The organism is Anaerobutyricum hallii DSM 3353, from assembly GCF_000173975.1.
GTDB lineage: Bacteria > Bacillota > Clostridia > Lachnospirales > Lachnospiraceae > Anaerobutyricum > Anaerobutyricum hallii.
In genome coordinates this window covers 43206-60339 of record NZ_ACEP01000100.1, presented here as the reverse complement: position 1 = coordinate 60339, position 17134 = coordinate 43206, and the positions used below count along the sequence as shown (strand labels likewise).

Annotated in this window: 21 protein-coding genes; all 21 read right to left on the bottom strand. The window is 39.6% G+C overall.

What is annotated here, in order from left to right:
* Positions 1-26 precede the first annotated feature (26 nt).
* Positions 27-1415: a beta/alpha barrel domain-containing protein gene (locus EUBHAL_RS10070; protein ID WP_044922976.1), complete on the bottom strand. Its 1389-nt coding sequence runs from the start codon at positions 1413-1415 to the stop codon at positions 27-29.
* A gap of 626 nt (positions 1416-2041) precedes the next feature.
* On the bottom strand, positions 2042-2677 hold the full coding sequence (gene plsY / locus EUBHAL_RS10065; RefSeq protein WP_005348907.1) for a glycerol-3-phosphate 1-O-acyltransferase PlsY: 636 nt from the start codon (positions 2675-2677) through the stop codon (positions 2042-2044).
* Complete coding sequence (gene der / locus EUBHAL_RS10060; RefSeq protein WP_022169309.1) at positions 2678-4003, bottom strand: ribosome biogenesis GTPase Der; 1326 nt, start codon at positions 4001-4003, stop codon at positions 2678-2680.
* The gene (locus EUBHAL_RS10055) at positions 3996-5330 is read right to left on the bottom strand and encodes a DUF512 domain-containing protein (protein WP_005348899.1); all 1335 of its coding nucleotides are present in this window, start codon (positions 5328-5330) and stop codon (positions 3996-3998) included. Before EUBHAL_RS10055 ends, der begins: the two co-directional genes overlap by 8 nt.
* A gap of 191 nt (positions 5331-5521) precedes the next feature.
* Complete coding sequence (pgeF, locus tag EUBHAL_RS10050; RefSeq protein WP_044922964.1) at positions 5522-6358, bottom strand: peptidoglycan editing factor PgeF; 837 nt, start codon at positions 6356-6358, stop codon at positions 5522-5524.
* Positions 6359-6379: 21 nt separating this feature from the next.
* The gene (locus EUBHAL_RS10045; RefSeq protein WP_005348896.1) at positions 6380-6733 is read right to left on the bottom strand and encodes a YraN family protein; all 354 of its coding nucleotides are present in this window, start codon (positions 6731-6733) and stop codon (positions 6380-6382) included.
* Positions 6734-6752: 19 nt separating this feature from the next.
* Positions 6753-7508: a ribonuclease HII gene (locus EUBHAL_RS10040; protein WP_005348894.1), complete on the bottom strand. Its 756-nt coding sequence runs from the start codon at positions 7506-7508 to the stop codon at positions 6753-6755.
* A 2-nt stretch (positions 7509-7510) separates the two neighbouring features.
* Entirely contained in the window at positions 7511-8122 is a 612-nt protein-coding gene (lepB, locus tag EUBHAL_RS10035) for a signal peptidase I (RefSeq protein WP_005348892.1), read from the bottom strand.
* 20 nt (positions 8123-8142) lie between these two features.
* On the bottom strand, positions 8143-8736 hold the full coding sequence (lepB, locus tag EUBHAL_RS10030; RefSeq protein WP_005348890.1) for a signal peptidase I: 594 nt from the start codon (positions 8734-8736) through the stop codon (positions 8143-8145).
* A complete protein-coding gene (gene ylqF, locus EUBHAL_RS10025) occupies positions 8726-9574 on the bottom strand; it encodes a ribosome biogenesis GTPase YlqF (protein WP_005348887.1) in 849 nt (282 codons plus the stop codon). The genes lepB (EUBHAL_RS10030) and ylqF overlap by 11 nt, the downstream gene beginning before the upstream one ends.
* 120 nt (positions 9575-9694) lie before the next feature.
* On the bottom strand, positions 9695-10240 hold the full coding sequence (gene lepB / locus EUBHAL_RS10020) for a signal peptidase I (protein WP_022170312.1): 546 nt from the start codon (positions 10238-10240) through the stop codon (positions 9695-9697).
* A 76-nt stretch (positions 10241-10316) separates the two neighbouring features.
* Positions 10317-10664 (bottom strand): 50S ribosomal protein L19, encoded by a 348-nt coding sequence (gene rplS / locus EUBHAL_RS10015; RefSeq protein WP_005348883.1) that lies wholly within the window; start codon positions 10662-10664, stop codon positions 10317-10319.
* Positions 10665-10751: 87 nt separating this feature from the next.
* Positions 10752-11498, bottom strand: a complete 747-nt coding sequence (gene trmD / locus EUBHAL_RS10010) for a tRNA (guanosine(37)-N1)-methyltransferase TrmD (protein ID WP_005348881.1) — start codon at positions 11496-11498, stop codon at positions 10752-10754.
* Complete coding sequence (gene rimM, locus EUBHAL_RS10005; protein ID WP_005348879.1) at positions 11498-12007, bottom strand: ribosome maturation factor RimM; 510 nt, start codon at positions 12005-12007, stop codon at positions 11498-11500. Before rimM ends, trmD begins: the two co-directional genes overlap by 1 nt.
* Before the next feature lie 94 nt (positions 12008-12101).
* Complete coding sequence (locus tag EUBHAL_RS10000; protein ID WP_005348878.1) at positions 12102-12332, bottom strand: KH domain-containing protein; 231 nt, start codon at positions 12330-12332, stop codon at positions 12102-12104.
* Positions 12333-12350: 18 nt separating this feature from the next.
* On the bottom strand, positions 12351-12596 hold the full coding sequence (gene rpsP, locus EUBHAL_RS09995) for a 30S ribosomal protein S16 (RefSeq protein ID WP_022170310.1): 246 nt from the start codon (positions 12594-12596) through the stop codon (positions 12351-12353).
* A gap of 89 nt (positions 12597-12685) precedes the next feature.
* Positions 12686-14041 (bottom strand): signal recognition particle protein, encoded by a 1356-nt coding sequence (ffh, locus tag EUBHAL_RS09990; protein ID WP_005348875.1) that lies wholly within the window; start codon positions 14039-14041, stop codon positions 12686-12688.
* Between the two features lie 18 nt (positions 14042-14059).
* Positions 14060-14416, bottom strand: coding sequence for a YlxM family DNA-binding protein (gene ylxM / locus EUBHAL_RS09985; protein WP_005348873.1), 357 nt, complete (start codon positions 14414-14416; stop codon positions 14060-14062).
* Positions 14417-14810: 394 nt separating this feature from the next.
* The gene (gene rbr, locus EUBHAL_RS09980; RefSeq protein ID WP_005348871.1) at positions 14811-15353 is read right to left on the bottom strand and encodes a rubrerythrin; all 543 of its coding nucleotides are present in this window, start codon (positions 15351-15353) and stop codon (positions 14811-14813) included.
* Positions 15354-15502: 149 nt separating this feature from the next.
* The gene (locus EUBHAL_RS15720) at positions 15503-15697 is read right to left on the bottom strand and encodes a hypothetical protein (protein WP_005348867.1); all 195 of its coding nucleotides are present in this window, start codon (positions 15695-15697) and stop codon (positions 15503-15505) included.
* A gap of 43 nt (positions 15698-15740) precedes the next feature.
* Complete coding sequence (locus EUBHAL_RS09975) at positions 15741-17066, bottom strand: replication-associated recombination protein A (RefSeq protein ID WP_044922961.1); 1326 nt, start codon at positions 17064-17066, stop codon at positions 15741-15743.
* Between the last annotated feature and the right edge of the window lie 68 nt (positions 17067-17134).

The window sequence follows — 17134 nt, the reverse complement described above, 5'->3', positions numbered from 1 at the left end:
GGGGGCGTCTTCTTGCCTACGGCAAATCAGAAATTAATTCCCAGCTTTTCGCTGCTTTCTTTGATTACTTTTTCTAATTCGCTATCTGTAATTGCCGTTACTCGACCAGTTTCATATTCTTTGTCAACCCATTTTTTTACTTCTTCTACAAGAGGGCTCTTTTTATCTACTGCTTTATCCCCCTTCAGACGATAGTAGGTATTCATCCAGTGAGCAATTCCGGCAAGTCCGCTTGTATTAGATACTGCTACGAGTACCGGACGGTTTAATAATTTATCTGTATCAAAAATATTATAAATTTCTTCATTTTTGAGGAGTCCGTCTGCATGGATTCCTGCTCTTGTTACGTTGAAGTTCTTTCCAACAAACGGTGTTCTTTCTGGAATGTGATAACCAATTTCTTTTTCATAATATTCTGCAAGTTCTGTGATAACAGTTGTATCCATTCCATCTAATGTTCCACGAAGCTGTGCATACTCAAATACCATAGCCTCAAGCGGTGTATTTCCAGTACGTTCTCCAATTCCAAATAATGCACTATTTACAGCGGATGCTCCGTAAAGCCATGCTGTGGTGGAATTGTTAACTGCCTTATAAAAGTCGTTATGTCCATGCCACTCAAGAAGTTCAGATGGTACTCCGGCATGTTCTTTTAATCCGTAAATGATTCCCGGTACGGAACGCGGAATTACGGCTCCTGGGAAGTTTACTCCATATCCCATTGTATCACAGGCACGAATTTTTACAGGAATTCCATATTCATCTTTTAACTTCATAAGCTCTAAGCAAAATGGAATAACAAATCCGTAAATATCTGAACGGGTGATATCCTCTAAATGACATCTTGGACTAATTCCTGTTTCGAGACACTCTCTTACAACACCTAAATAATGCTCTAATGCCTGCTTTCTTGTCATTTTCATTTTATAGAAAATGTGATAGTCAGAACAGCTTACAAGGATACCTGTCTCCTTTAAGCCGATTTCTTTTACTAATTCAAAGTCCTTTTTACTTGCACGAATCCAGCTTGTAATCTCTGGAAATTTATATCCCTTTTCCATACATTTATATACGGCATCTCGGTCCTTTTTGCTATATAAGAAAAATTCACACTGACGGATAATTCCTTTCGGGCCGCCTAAACGATGAAATGCATCGTAAATATGTACAATCTGATCTGTAGAATACGGTGTTCTTGACTGCTGTCCATCACGGAATGTCGTATCCGTAATCCAGATATCTTCCGGCATTTCATGCGGCACAATTCTGTCGTTGAACGCGATTTTTGGTACTTCCTCATAAGGGAAAAGATTACGGAATACATTAGGCTTATCCGTATCAACCAGCGGGTACATATATTCATCTAATTTCAATAAATTTGATTTCTTGTTCAGCCGAACTGAGCGGTTATCCATTTCCATAGTTCTCTCTCCATTTCTTTTATTCATAGATTAACAATCATTCAGGGCTTTCCTTCAAAATTATAATTTTTTTGCCCTGAACGCTTGCCCAAATTGCATAATTTAAATATAAAAATTTCATTTTATTCCCGTTACTATTTTATCATCAAAGTGAAATTTGTCAAGAGATAGTCTTTTTACGCTACTTTCATACTATTTTTTCGCATAATAAAAGAATCAGAACTGCATTTGCTTTATCATAGCAGAGTGATAGATTTTCTGTTTAATTTGAGAAGAGCTGACACCCCAGAAAAGACAGATACCCTATATTTGTGACTTTAGTCGCGGCGGTTTGAATGCTCGCTTACACGCTCGCATTCAAACCTTGCTCCGAGGTCACAAATATAGGGTATCTGTCTCTTCTGGGGCTGACAATGGCTGGATTTGGTTGAATTAAAACAGAATGGGGGAAGATTTGAGGATTCTCCGGGAGATTGCGTGGTTTCATAATGGAATCTATATGGCGAAACATATCCGTCTGAGCCCCAAAGCACTCCTACCTTAAATAGTAATTTTGTTCGACAGCCAAAGTCAGCTCACAGAACGATACATAAGCTTCCGTCTTTTGCCTGTGGCAAATTCTATTTTTTAACTTCCACTTTCTGTCCGATCTTGCTTTCGGTTCCAGACAGAAGTCTGCCAATATTCGCTCTATGTCTGTAGATTGCAAAGAAAGCATAGAGCACACACATCGCAAATAAGTCCCATCTGCCTGGATGGAAAATGAGAACCTCCACTACGATTCCTGCGGACAAAAGGATGGATGCTAATGATACATATCTTGTTGCTGCTGTTACAACTACAAAAATAATGAAACAGCATAAACCAATTCTCCAGTCAAATGCCATCATAGCTGCAGCAGTTGTAGCGATTCCCTTTCCCCCCTTAAATTTTAAGAACACAGGATAATCATGTCCCATTACTGCAGCAAATCCTGTAACAAGCTGAATGAGGTCTGCGTTCAGTGTCGGCACTGCCGGACAGAGTAAAAACTTTACTACAAGTACTGGAATAAAACTTTTTAAGGCATCTCCTAAGAAAGTAAGGAGTGCGCGGGTCTTGCCAAGTACGCGAAGTACGTTTGTTGTACCGGAGTTACCGCTTCCATAATCACGGATATCCATTCCGCATAATTTTCCTACAAGGTAACCGCTCTCAATACAGCCACAGAAATAGCCTGCTACGATTACAAGTACATAATATACAGCGTTATTCATTTACTTCTCCTTTCTCTCACGATAAATGAAATGAATCGGAGTTCCACGGAAACCAAAAGTGGTACGAATCTGGTTTTCAATGTATCTTGTATAAGAGAAATGCGTTAGCTTCTTCTCATTAATAAACATAACAAATGTAGGTGGCTTTACGGAAACCTGTGTAATATAGTAGATTCTTAAACGCTTACCTTTATCTGAAGGTGGCTGCTTCATAGCCATTGCCTCTGTGAGAATTTCATTCAATACACCAGTCTGTACTCGTAATGCACAGTTTTCAATTACGGCATCAATCATTTCAAACAATTTTGGAAGTCTCTGACCTGTTTTTGCAGAAAGGAAAATAAGTTCTGCATATGGCATATAGGAAAGTTTCTCACGAATCTTTTCTGTGAACTTCTTCATTGTTGTGTTATCTTTTTCTACCAAGTCCCACTTATTGACTGCGATAATCATACCTTTTCCACGTTCATGGGCAATTCCGGCAATCTTGGCATCCTGCTCGGTAATCCCTTCTGTCGCATCAATAATTAAGACAGCAACATCACAGCGTTCTACAGCTGTAACGGTACGGATGATACTGTATCTCTCTAATTCTTCTTTAATCTTACTCTTTCTTCGAAGTCCTGCTGTATCGATAAATACATATTCCTGTCCATTGCGCTTTACAGTTGTATCAATCGCATCTCTTGTTGTTCCTGCAACTGGGGATACAATCACACGCTCCTCTCCAAGAAGTTTATTGATAATAGAAGACTTTCCTGCATTTGGCTTACCGATTACTGCAATCTTAGGACGATCATCTTCTTCCTCTTCTTCCTGTACTGGTGCTTCAAATTTTTCAACAACCTGATCAAGCATATCACCAATTCCAAGCTTGCCCTGTGCGGAAACTGGAATCGGATCACCGAGTCCAAGATTATAGAATTCATACACATCCGGCATAAATTTATCAAAATTATCTACCTTATTTACAACAAGAACAACTGGACGATGAGAACGGCGTAACATATCTGCCACTTTAAAGTCTGCATCCACAAGTCCCTGACGTACATCCACAAGGAATAAAATAACATCAGCAGTCATAATTGCAGTTTCTGCCTGCTCTCTCATTCGTGAGATGATAATATCATCGGATTCCGGCTCGATTCCGCCGGTATCAATCAGGGTAAACTGATAGTCTAACCAGCTAACCTCCGCATAGATACGGTCTCTTGTTACTCCTGGTGTGTCTTCTACTATAGAAATTCTGCTTCCTGCTAACGCATTAAACAGCGTAGATTTTCCTACATTCGGGCGGCCTACCACCGCAACAACCGGTTTACTCATAATTTCCTCCATTCTCTATTGCAATAATTTTATCTACAAAGTCTCGTCCCTCTGATTGTATAATATTCACGGGAACTTGTAAAGAATCGGAAAGTCCCTTTAATGAAATATCATCTAGGAAAATGTCCTCATCTGCTTTCAGTACATTACATGGAAGGAGTAATTCCTCCCCTAATTCTCTATCCTTCAACTGTGCGATAATATCTCCTCCTGTCAAAAGACCGGAAACGGTGATATGTTCGCCAAAAAATTCATTCTTAATACAGTACACATGTACTTTTATATGTGGAAACTTTTTCTCCACATCTCTCGCAAGTTTCTCAATGGTTGGGAAAGCAAGCTTTGCTGTTGCAATGGATACTGTCTTCTCCCTGTCATCTCCAGAAAGCTCCTCTAAACGTTCCTTTACCTCTTCTAGCAAAAGGCGCATCATTCCCACACCATTTTCAAGCTGTCCATACCCTTCATAGTAAGCCTCATCTGGGAATTCCTGCCCGGCAAGGATAAACCACTCGTCACTGGCATGAACAAAGGTTGTTCCATAATTTTCACGAAAATAATCCTGCCATTTATGAATCTGTTTTAAAACTTTTTTTGCATCTTCTTTTCCAAAAAGTTTTAATGGAGCAAGTCCCTCTCTGTACTTTGTAAGTCCGACCGGAACAACAGACAGACTCTCCATATGTGGAATAAACTTTCCAAGATCAGAAATAGTACGGTCAAGTTCTTCCTCATCATTTAATCCCTGACATAGTACTACCTGACTGTTCATACGGATACCTGCCTCATAGAAACGTCCTATTTTATCCAAAACATCGCCTGCAAAACGGTTATGAAGCATCTTACACCGAAGTTCCGGATTCGTCGTATGAACAGAAATGTTGATTGGTGAAAGGTGATATTTGATTACTCGCTCAATATCTTTATCCCTCATATTTGTGAGCGTGATATAATTTCCCTGTAAAAAAGAAAGCCTGGAGTCATCGTCTTTAAAATACAGCGTATCTCTCATTCCCGGCGGCATCTGATCAATAAAACAGAACATACACTTATTACAGCAGGAATGATATTCGTCCATAAGGGAAGATTCAAAAGTAATTCCCAAATCTTCATCTTCATCCTTCTCAATCTCCAGAACGCACTCCTCGCCATCCTTTGTGAGAATCAGAACATCTAAGTATTCATCTTCCACATAATACTGATAATCAAATATATCCTCTATTTCATTTCCATTAATTTCTTCTATCGCATCTCCCGGCTCTAATCCAAGTTCTTCCGCAATACTTCCCGGCTCTACCCACGCGATTTTATGCAAATGTTTCTTCATTTTCTTTCCTCATCTACAAAGATTCTATTATAAATCGTATATGCTATCATTTAAACTTTACAAGCGATCTGCTTCTCTCACTTTGTATCACTCTAAACAAATTACAGCTATACCTATTTGTGTTTCTGCCACATTAGAAAATTAATTTTATTTTGTTATTCTAGAGCGTGTTTGAAAAATGCTCTAACGAACTATAAACACATAAAACAGCCAAGATTTCCTCTTTTTCCATGACTTGCCCGGTGAGAAAACAGCTTATCGCTATTACAGCAGGTACAAATATCGGTAATATCCAGATTTTCTTTACGGATGCCTGCCTGTGTAAGAATCAGTTCATTTGCTTTCCATAAATCCAGTTGATATTTACCATTGCCCTTATCATCCATAATTAATGGAATCTCTTCTGGTAAAAATACTTGTTTAAATTCTTCGGCAACTTCTTCCCCGACTTCATAACAACTTCGGCAAATAGATGGTCCAATTGCCGCAATAATATTCTCTGGCTTACTACCATATTCTCTCTGTATATATGCAACAAACTTCGCACCAATTTTTGCTACCGTTCCACGCCAGCCGGAATGTGCCAGCCCTGCAACATGATGTTCCGGATCATAAAAAAGAAGTGGAACACAATCAGCGTAAGAAGTATACATAGGGATTCCTGCTTCATCTGTCACAAGGGCATCAATTCCCGGCACAGTTTCTCTCACAATGCCATCCCCCTTATCCTTTGCTGTAACTTTACGTATCTCTGTCTCATGAATCTGAGAAGACAACACCAGATCTTTTGCGTCAAATCCTATCGCGGCTCCGATTCTTCGAAAATTCTCCTGTACCTTTTCCGGGTCATCACCGCGGGTAAAAGATAAATTCATAGAGGAAAGATGTCCCTCACTCACTCCACCGATTCTTGTAGAAAAACCATGACATACTCCTGCCTTTACAAGCTTGGGAAAGGTAAGAAATACCACTCCATTTTTCTCATTTATAATTGTTGAATGATTCTCATTAGCGTATACAAAATCCATGTTTTCCTCCATATTTTCTGTTCACCCTTGAAATTCAAATGCATTCTGTATCCAGTGACACCGAAAATCTTTATCTACTTCTATCACATCAAAACGAACCGCCGTATTCTCTGCAAGTCTCCTCTGCATTCGATAATAATTAAATGTATAGCAGATTCTCTTTTGCTTTCTGAAATCAACCGCTTCTGCTGCAGTTCCGCAATCTCCATAGCTTCGCATCTTTACTTCTACAACAAGAATCATCTCCTGCTCTAATGCAATAATATCAATTTCTCCGTGGTAACTTCGAAAGTTTCTCTCCAGTATGCGAATACCTTTTCCCTCAAGAAAAAGGACTGCCGCCTCTTCTGCGGCACCTCCAGAATTCTTTCGCACAGATTACTTCTCCATTCTTTTATAAAATATTTTTAAGAAAACTACATCGATGAATCGGACACGGACCAAGTCGGTGCAAAGCCTCAATATGTTCTTTAGAACCATATCCTTTGTTCGAAGCAAAATCATATCCCGGAAAAACTTTATCATATTCTTCCATCATATGGTCTCGGTAAACCTTTGCCATAATACTCGCCGCTCCAATAGAAATACTCTTTGCATCTCCTTTGATAATCGGCACCTGTTTTATATCCACTCCCGGAATCATTACTGCATCATTAAGTAAAAGTTCCGGCTTTACGGAAAGATTGGCGATTGCCTGACGCATTGCTTCGTAAGTTGCCTGTAAAATATTTATCTCATCAATTCGCTCTGGCGAAGCCATACCAATGCCTACGGATACCGCTTCTTCTTTAATAATATCAAATAATTCCTCTCGCTTCTTTGCCGAAAGCTTCTTTGAATCATTAATATATAAAATACGGCTGCCTTTTGGCAAAACAACGGCTCCTGCTACAACCGGACCGGCTAACGGACCTCGTCCTACCTCGTCAATCCCACAGATAAAGTCATACTGACTGTATTCCTTTTCATATTGGCACAGATTCTCTATACGTTCTATTTCCTGATAATATTTATCTACTTTCTTTTGCTGAGAAAGTAAAAAATTCTGTACACCCTTTCTCTCATCTTCCTGATACAGGGCAATCTGTGCAGTAATCTGCTCTGGAGTCAGATTTTTAAACTCCTCTTTTATCATACTAATGCTTTTCATTTTTATGAAACCTTTCCAAACTTAGTCAAAGGCCAGATTCTTATCCACACCTTACCAATAATCTCTGAACGGTGTACCGGTCCAACTTCCTCATAACGGCTGTCATAGCTGACCGGACGATTATCCCCCAGACAAAAATATTCATCTTTCCCTAGTTCTAACGGTTCCTCTGCTATTCCCGGCTCATCAATATATTTTGTAATGCCGTAAATATCACTCTTTAACTTCTTCCCATTAATATAGACCTTACCTTTTTTTATCTGTACCGTCTCTCCAGGCAGCCCGATCACACGCTTAATATAATATGGATGTTCGCCGTATTCTTCCGGGCCTGGAAAAATAACAATATCATATCTCTCCGGGTCTCGAAAATGGTAAGATAATTTATCCATAATAAGATTCTGCCCGTCAGATAAAGTTGTATCCATAGAATCCCCACGTACAACCGTTCTCTGACCTACATAGTGAAGGATAAAATATACCGCCGCACATAAAATAGCAAGATATAAAATGGTACTGATAATTTCTCTCACGTTCTTTCTTCGCTGCTCTTTTCTTCTGCGTTGTCGTCTTCCCAATGTTACTTCCGGGTTTTTCTTTGTTCTCCTACCCATACTTCGCAGACACCCCTCATTTAAGACACCTTGCCAAACTTAGTCAAAGGCCAGATTCTTATCCATACTTTTCCTACAATAATAGACCGTTTTACCGGACCAACTTCTTTATAACGGCTATCCTGACTGACTGGCCGATTATCCCCTAAACAAAAATATTCATCATCACCAAGCGTAATCGGTTCTTCTGCAATTCCCGGATAATCAATATAATCTGTGATACCATACACATCACTCTTTAATTCTTTATCATTGATATAAACTTTACCATCTTTAATCTGTACAGTCTCTCCTGGCATCCCGATAATTCGCTTGATATAATATGGATGCTGTCCAAACTCTTCCGGACCTGGAAAAATAATAATATCATATCTTTCCGGATCATGGAATCGATAAGAAAGCTTGTCCATAACAAGATTCTGTCCATTGGCCAGAGTTGTATCCATAGAACTTCCATTTACAACGGTTCTCTGCCCTACAAAATGTAGAATCAAAAATACAAAAACGCAGACTCCAATTATGTATGCAATCGTACCCAATATATTCTGGGCAGTACTTTTTTCTTTTTTCTCACTCGCGTTTTTCTTCTCTGCTTCTCTTTCTTTACTGCGCATCAGGCACCTCCAAAGATAACTTTCCAAGACGTAAGGAACGGAAATCTTCTAAAAGCAGTCTTCCCGCCTTATCAATATCTGTCTGGTTTCCTTTCATCAGACATCCTCGTATTCTTGCAATCTCTTCAAGAATCTCTAAGTTTTCCTTACTCTCATCCACAGAATAGCGTTCTACCAGCACTCCTGGATAAGACTTTTTCAAAAAGCCGATGAATTCCATTGCCATCTCTGTTGTATTAAGAATTTCTTCCTTAATAGAACCAATGAGCGCCAGGCGAAGCCCTACTGCCTGATCTTCAAACTTCGGCCATAAAATACCTGGAGTATCTAAAAGTTCCACATTTTTATTAATCTTAATCCACTGTTTTCCCTTTGTAACACCTGGCTTATTGCCGGTCTTGGCACAGGCTTTTCCTGCAAAAGAATTAATAAATGTAGACTTTCCAACATTCGGAATTCCCACTACCATCGCACGAAGCGGGCGATTTAAGATTCCTCTCTTTTTATCTCTTGCTTTCTTCTCCTGACATGCCTTTTCAATTAAAGACTTTACTTCCTTCATCCCGGCGCCTTTTTGTGAGTTCACCTTCGCTACAAAGAAGCCCTTTGCCTCAAAATAGTTCTGCCATGCCGCTGTTGTCTTTGCATCTGCCATATCTGCTTTATTCAGCACGATAAGACGATATTTATTCTTTGCCAGTTCATCTATATCCGGATTCTTGCTGCTAAATGGTACTCGGGCATCCACCAGTTCTACCACAATATCAATCAGCTTGATATTCTCCTGCATCATTCTTCTGGCCTTCGTCATATGACCAGGATACCACTGAAAATGCATCTTTTTCCCTCCTTCTATATATTATCTATACTTATTATGCTATCACAGTCTTCCCTGTACTGATTCTATATTTACTTCTGTACTTGATTTACAGTTCAGATTTCGATAAACATATCTTTCCTACTGTCTTGTTACTTTATGAAGCGTTCCTGCTATTTTACCTACAAATTGTGAACGTTTGATGTTTCCAATATTGGATACTCTGGAATCTTCGCTGTTATTGCAGTTATCTCCCATTACAAAATACTCATCCTCACCAAGTTCTACATCATAGGCAGCAAGTCCTGCTGAAAGGATGTCTTCTTCTGAAAACCCTTTTAATTCTTTATTATTTATATAAATCTTTCCATTCTCTATCTTAATGGTCTCACCCGGTAATCCTACAACTCTTTTTACCGAATAGTGCGTGGTAGAGCCATTCTCTAGCTCTAAAATGACTGCATCAAGCCTTTTCGGGCTTCCAATTCGATAATCCAGCTTATTCACCAACACAGTATCTCCGTCATAATATGCCGGCTGCATGGAGTCGCCGTGTACGGTCACTGTCTGAAAGCAAAACTGAATCACTAAAAATGCTAACAGGATTGCTGCAACAACTTCTCCAACCCAAAGACCGATTCGGCGAATCATCATGTTTCTTCTTTCTAAATAACGATAATTTTTCATCTGCTTTCACCTTTTCCCGGAAATCTGTATGGAAAAACAGGGCAAGTATAAATACTCGCCCCGGTCTTTTGTGATACTATTTAACTAATTCTTTTACCTTAGCTCTCTTACCGATTCTATCACGTAAGTAGTAAAGTTTTGCTCTTCTTACTTTACCTTTTCTTACTACCTGAATCTTTGTAACGATTGGAGAATGTAATGGCCATGTCTTTTCAACACCAACACCGTTAGAGAACTTTCTTACTGTGAAAGTTTCTTTTGCTCCACCGTTCTGTCTCTTAATAACAGTTCCTTCGAATACCTGGATACGCTCACGGGAACCCTCTACTACCTTAGCGGAAACACGAACTGTATCTCCAACACGGAAACTGTCAACTTCTGGTTTTAACTGTGCATCTTCAATGCTCTTAATAATATCTTTCATGTGTGACCTCCTATATATTCTCGGTGTTCTTAATACCTAAACGTAAAAGCGGACCACCTTTTTTCACAACTTTTTAATAATAACATACTATTCCGACTCATGCAAGCCTTTTTTTAGCTTTTTTAAATACTTTTCATCTTCTTTAGATAAAATGGCTGTTTCAATAAGATCAGGCCGTCTTTCTAATGTCCTTTTTAACGACTGTTCTCTTCTCCACTTATCTATATTCCCATGATGTCCAGAAAGAAGTACATCTGGTACCTTTCTTCCTCGAAATTCTACCGGACGGGTATACTGGGGATGTTCTAAAAGATTGTCATGGAACGATTCAAACTCTGCAGATTCCTCATTATTAAGGACACCAGGTACAAGACGGGAAACCGCATCAATCATAACCATTGCCGGAAGTTCTCCCCCCGTAAGCACATAGTCACCGATAGACACATAGTCTGTAACGATTTCTTCTAAAATTCTCTCATCTACTCCCTCATAATGCCCACATAGAAAAATCAGATCTTCTTCTTTCGAAAATTCTTCTGCCATTGACTGGTTAAATACGGATCCCTGCGGTGTCACATAAACCACCCGTGGCTTTTTCTCCATGTTCTGAGTCACATCCTCATAAGCAAGATAAATCGGCTCTGGCTGCATCACCATTCCCGCTCCTCCGCCATAAGGATAGTCATCTACATGTTTATGCTTATCTTTGGAATAATCCCGGATATTTACCGCACTCAGATGAATATATCCATTCTTCAATGCTCTTCCGGTTACACTTGTATGAAGCCCTGCCTCAATCATATCCGGAAACAGGGTTAGTACGTGGAAATTCATTAATCCACCAGACCTTTCAGCATATGAACTAAAATAATCTTCTCTTCCATATCTACATCTAAGATACAGTCCTTAATCGCAGGAAGAAGTACATGTCCTCCATCTGGAGTCTTCACTTCATATACATCGTTCGCACCGGTTTCTATCACATCAATAAGTTCACCAATTGTCACGCCGCTCTCATCAACGATTGTAAGTCCCAGTAAATCTGCAACATAATATTCATCTTCTTCTAAAGGAACTGCATTCTCTCTCGTAACCTTAAGAGGGCATCTCTTATATTTTTCTACATCATTAATATCATCAAGCCCCTCAAACTTTACAAATACAAACTGTTTGAAAAACTTGCAGTACTGTACCTTTTTCTCAATCAGTTCCTTTCCTGTATCAATGAGAACTGTATCTAAGTCAAGAAATCTTTCTTTATCATCTGTCGTAGGAAAAACTTTGACTTCACCCTTCAGTCCATGTGTTCCTGTGATGATACCAACCTGAAATAAATCTTCCATACCTTTGTTATCTCCATTCTGCCGTCACATTTTTCGTTATATAGAAAAAAATGTTACCTGCTCAAACGTTTACAGGTAACATTTCAAATGCCTATTACTGTGCGATATCAACTATCACTTTTTTATCATCACGGGAAGCTGCTGCCTTGACAACAGTGCGGATTGCCTTAGCAATACGTCCCTGCTTGCCGATTACTTTGCCCATATCATCTGGTGCAACATGTAATTCTAAGATAATGGAGTTCTCTGTCTCCTTCTCTGTGACAACAATTTCATCCGGATGATCAACAAGAGAAACTGCTATAACTTTTACTAACTCTTTCATTATATTAGCCTCCAGTTATTATTTCTCAATACCGGCATTCTTTAATAATCTTGCAACTGTATCTGTAGGCTGAGCTCCTTTAGAAAGCCAGTCTTTTGCTGCTTCTTCATCGATTTTAACTACGCATGGTTCCTGGTTAGGATCGTATAAACCGATTTCATCGATGTTTCTACCATCTCTTGGAGATCTTGCATCTGCAACTACAATTCTATAGATAGGATTTCTCTTTTTACCCATTCTTTTTAATCTCATTTTTACTGCCATGTGATTCACCTCTTTCATAATATTTGTATATAAATTAATTCATCTATATTGGAACCGGTACCCCGGATACCATCGTTCATCAAAGCTTTTTAAAACGGAAGCTTCATTCCGCCAAGATTGAATCCGCCTTTTCTGCGGCCGCCCTTGCCCATCATTCCATTCATCTGCTTCATCATCTTACGCGACTGTTCAAACTGCTTACAAAGCTTATTCACATCCTGAAGCTTTACACCTGCTCCATTCGCAATTCGCTTCTTTCTGGAAGGATTCAAAATATTAGGGTTTGCTCTCTCTTCCGGTGTCATGGAATAAATAATCGCCTCAATGCTGTCCATCGCACTATCATCGATATCCACATTTTTAAGCTGACTTCCTACACCTGGAATCATGGAAAGCAGGTCTGTAAGACCGCCCATCTTCTTAATCTGCTGCATCTGGGAAAGGAAATCGTCAAAGCCAAACTCCGCCTTGCGAAGCTTCTGTTCTAACTTTCTTGCTTCTTCCTCATCCACTGCATTCTCCGCCTTCTCGATAAGAGTAAATACATCTCCCATTCCAAGAATTCGGCTTGTCATACGGTCTGGGTAAAACTGCTGTAAATCTTCAAGTTTCTCACCCATACCTACATATAATATCGGCTTACCTGTTACTGCGCGGATAGAAAGTGCCGCACCACCTCTGGTATCACCGTCAAGCTTGGTTAAGATGACGCCGTCGATGCCAACCTTTTCTTCGAAAGTTTTGGCTACATTGACCGCATCCTGTCCAGTCATAGCATCTACAACTAAAACTGTCTGTGTCACATCGACATTCGCCTTTATATTCTGCAGCTCTTCCATCATAGATTCATCTACATGAAGACGTCCTGCAGTATCCAAAATAACAATATTGTTGTCATTCTCTTTGGCATGTTCAATAGAAGCTTTAGCAATATCTACAGGATTCTGCTTATCTCCCATAGTGAACACAGGAACTCCCTGTTTCGCACCATTCACTTCCAACTGCTTGATTGCTGCCGGACGATATACGTCACAGGCAACTAATAAAGGTTTCTTACCCTTTTTCTTGAGCTGTCCGGCAATCTTGGCACAGGTTGTTGTCTTACCAGCACCCTGAAGACCTGCCATCAGGAAAACAGTAATCTCATTCCCCTGCTTAATCACCAGCTCTGTCATCTCGGAACCCATCAGGGATTCCATCTCTTCTTTTACAATCTTTATTACCATCTGACCTGGATTTAAACCAGTCAGAACATCCTGTCCTATCGCTCTGTCCGTTACTGTCTTGACAAAGGACTTAACTACACGGAAGTTAACATCCGCTTCCAGCAGGGCTCTCTTTACCTCTTTCATCGCTTCCTTTACGTCAGCTTCTGTCAGACGGCCCTTGCTTCTCAAATTCTTAAAGACATTCTGTAATTTATCAGTAAGGCTCTCAAATGCCATAACAAAATCTCCCTGTTCTTAATACTCTTCCAGTATGTTGCTGGACAGTTCTGCAATCTGTGCAATCTTCTCTCGGACAATGGACTTATCATCACATTCCGCAATCTCTTCTGCACAGGTATGAATGGAAGCTACTGTCTTCTTTACTTTCTGAAAATGTTCTACAAGATGAAGGCGATTCTCGTAATCGGTAAGAATCTTCTCACATCTTTTAATCAAATCATATGCTCCCTGTCGGCTGATGCCTCGAAGAACTGCAATCTCTGTTGGAGACAAATCATTCTGAATATACTCTCCATATACCTCTTTCTGGTGCTGCGTGAGCAGTTCACCATAAAAATCAAAAAGTAATGACTTCTCTACTATTCTATCCAATAGTCTCTCACCTCATGTCGTGTAAAGTAGTTTTGCTTTACAGTTGGCTATTATATACGACACAAATATTTTTGTCAAGTACTTTTCCTTGCTTTTTTGTGAATTTCTGATTTCCTGCAAACCAATGGACAAAGCACTGACGAAACTCGAATCTCAATATGCCCTATTTGAGACTTTAGTCACGGCGCGTTGAATGCCCGCTTAAAATGCTCGCGGCCAACTTTTACTCCAGCAGTCACTGTCAGAAGCATCGAAAGCCAATACCTCCTATTTGTAGTCTCGAAGCAAGTGTTGGGTACGAGTGCTTTAAGTGAGCATCCAACATGCCGCGACTAAAGTCACAAATAGGAAGTATTGGCTTTCAATGGTTCGTCAGCTTTGCCTGCGCGGCAAATTAGAAATTCTCAGCCTTAATCTGGAAGTAAGCCTGTGGATGATCACATACAGGACATACATCCGGAGCTTTCTTTCCGATGCAGATATGGCCACAGTTAGCACACTGCCAAATGGTATCTCCATCTCTTGAGAATACGATTTCTTTCTTTACGTTATCAAGAAGTTTTAAATATCTTGCTTCATGCTCTTTTTCGATTGCCCCTACGCCTTCAAACTTCTCTGCAATGTCATCAAATCCTTCTTCTCTTGCTTCTTTTGCAAAAGTTGCGTACATATCTGTCCACTCATAGTTCTCACCGTCTGCTGCTGCCTGAAGGTTCTCAATCGTAGAACGGATAGCTCCTCCTTCAAGAAGTTTGAACCACATCTTTGCATGTTCTTTTTCGTTGTTGGCTGTCTCTTCAAAAATGCTTGCAATCTGAACATAGCCTTCTTTTTTTGCCTTACTTGCAAAGTATGTGTATTTATTCCTTGCCTGAGATTCTCCTGCAAAAGCTGTCATTAAGTTCTGTTCTGTTTTTGTTCCTTTTAATTCTGGCATAATTAACCCCTTTCTTCTATACAATAGTATCCATGTATAAGTAATTACCCTTTGTTACCATTTTGTAATAATAGTAATTGTTATTGTTTATATGATAACTTATTAATAAATAATTGTCAAGAAGATTTTTAAAAATATCATTCATTTTTTTATTTTTCATCTTTATCCTTTACAATACGGTAAATAAACATATAGGCATAAATTAATAACGGCAGTCCTAACATCACAAAAAGAGATGCCATAAAATATGGACTCCCCGTAACCGCACAATATAATGTAACAAAAACCATTGCTATTAGAAAAATCACCAGCAGTAACGCCAGTATTCGTTTTATCTTTTTCATTTTTCTTCTCGTTCTTCTTTCTTTTTACTTTTTTCTTTCTCTTCTATTCTTCCCGTTCTCTTAAATGTTTCAGATGCGCTTTTATTTTCTTTTCGTATCCATTCTCTGTTGGAACATAAAATCTTTCTTCTTTCAGTTCATCTGGAAGATACTGCTGTTTTACATAATGTTCCGGGTAGTCATGAGCATATTTATACCCAATACCATGTCCTAATTTTTTGGCTCCTCCATAATGAGCATCTCTTAAATACGGCGGAACCTGACCTGTATTCTGACTTCTTACCATCTCTAAAGCTTTATCTACGGCCATAATACACGCATTGCTTTTCGGTGCACTGGCAACATAAGCTGCTGCCTGTGATAATAAAATTCTTGCTTCTGGCATTCCAATTCGTTCTACGCCCTGCGAAGCTGCCACCGCAACAACTAAGGCCTGCGGGTCTGCATTCCCTACGTCTTCAGAAGCACATATCATAATTCTCCTTGCGATAAACTTCGGGTCTTCTCCTGCATCAAGCATCCTGGCAAGATAAAAAACTGCTGCATCCGGATCTGTCCCACGCATACTTTTAATAAAAGCAGAGATATTATCATAATGATTATCCCCATCTCTGTCATAATTAACCGACTTTCGCTGAATACACTCTTCTGCTACAGACAAATCAATAACTAGTTGTCCTTTATCATCCGGCTCTGTGGTGAGCACACCAAGTTCTACAGCATTTAAGGCTCTTCTGGCATCTCCGCCGGCCATCTCGGCAATAAACCTTGCCGCTTCTTCGGTAATCACAGCTCCATATGCACCCATACCTCTTTCATTATCTTCTACCGCCGTCTTTACCAGACGATAAATATCGCTCTCTGCCAGCGGCTCCAGATGAAAAATCTGAGACCTCGAAAGAAGCGCACTATTTACTTCAAAATACGGATTCTCCGTTGTCGCACCAATCAAAATCACTGTACCATCTTCCACAAATGGTAAAAGATAATCCTGCTGTGCCTTATTAAACCGATGTATCTCATCAATAAATAATATTGTTCTCTTTCCATACATCCCAAAGGCATCTTTTGCCTGTGACACCGCCTGTTCCATATCTTTCTTTCCAGAGGTAGTTGCATTCATCTGCACGAAATTAGCACTTGTTGTATTTGCAATAACTTTCGCCAGTGTGGTCTTTCCCGTTCCCGGAGGGCCATAAAAAATCAACGAGCTTATCTTATCCGCCTTAATCGCCCGATATAATAACTTATCTTTTCCTATAATATGCTGCTGCCCTGCAACCTCATCAAGATTCTTCGGACGCATTCTCACAGCAAGCGGAGATTCCTCTTTTTTCCTCTGCATACTCATATACTCAAATAAATCCATCTTTTGCCTCATTCCATTTCTTTCTCTTATAAAAATGTATTATATCATCGCTACATACATGGCGTAAA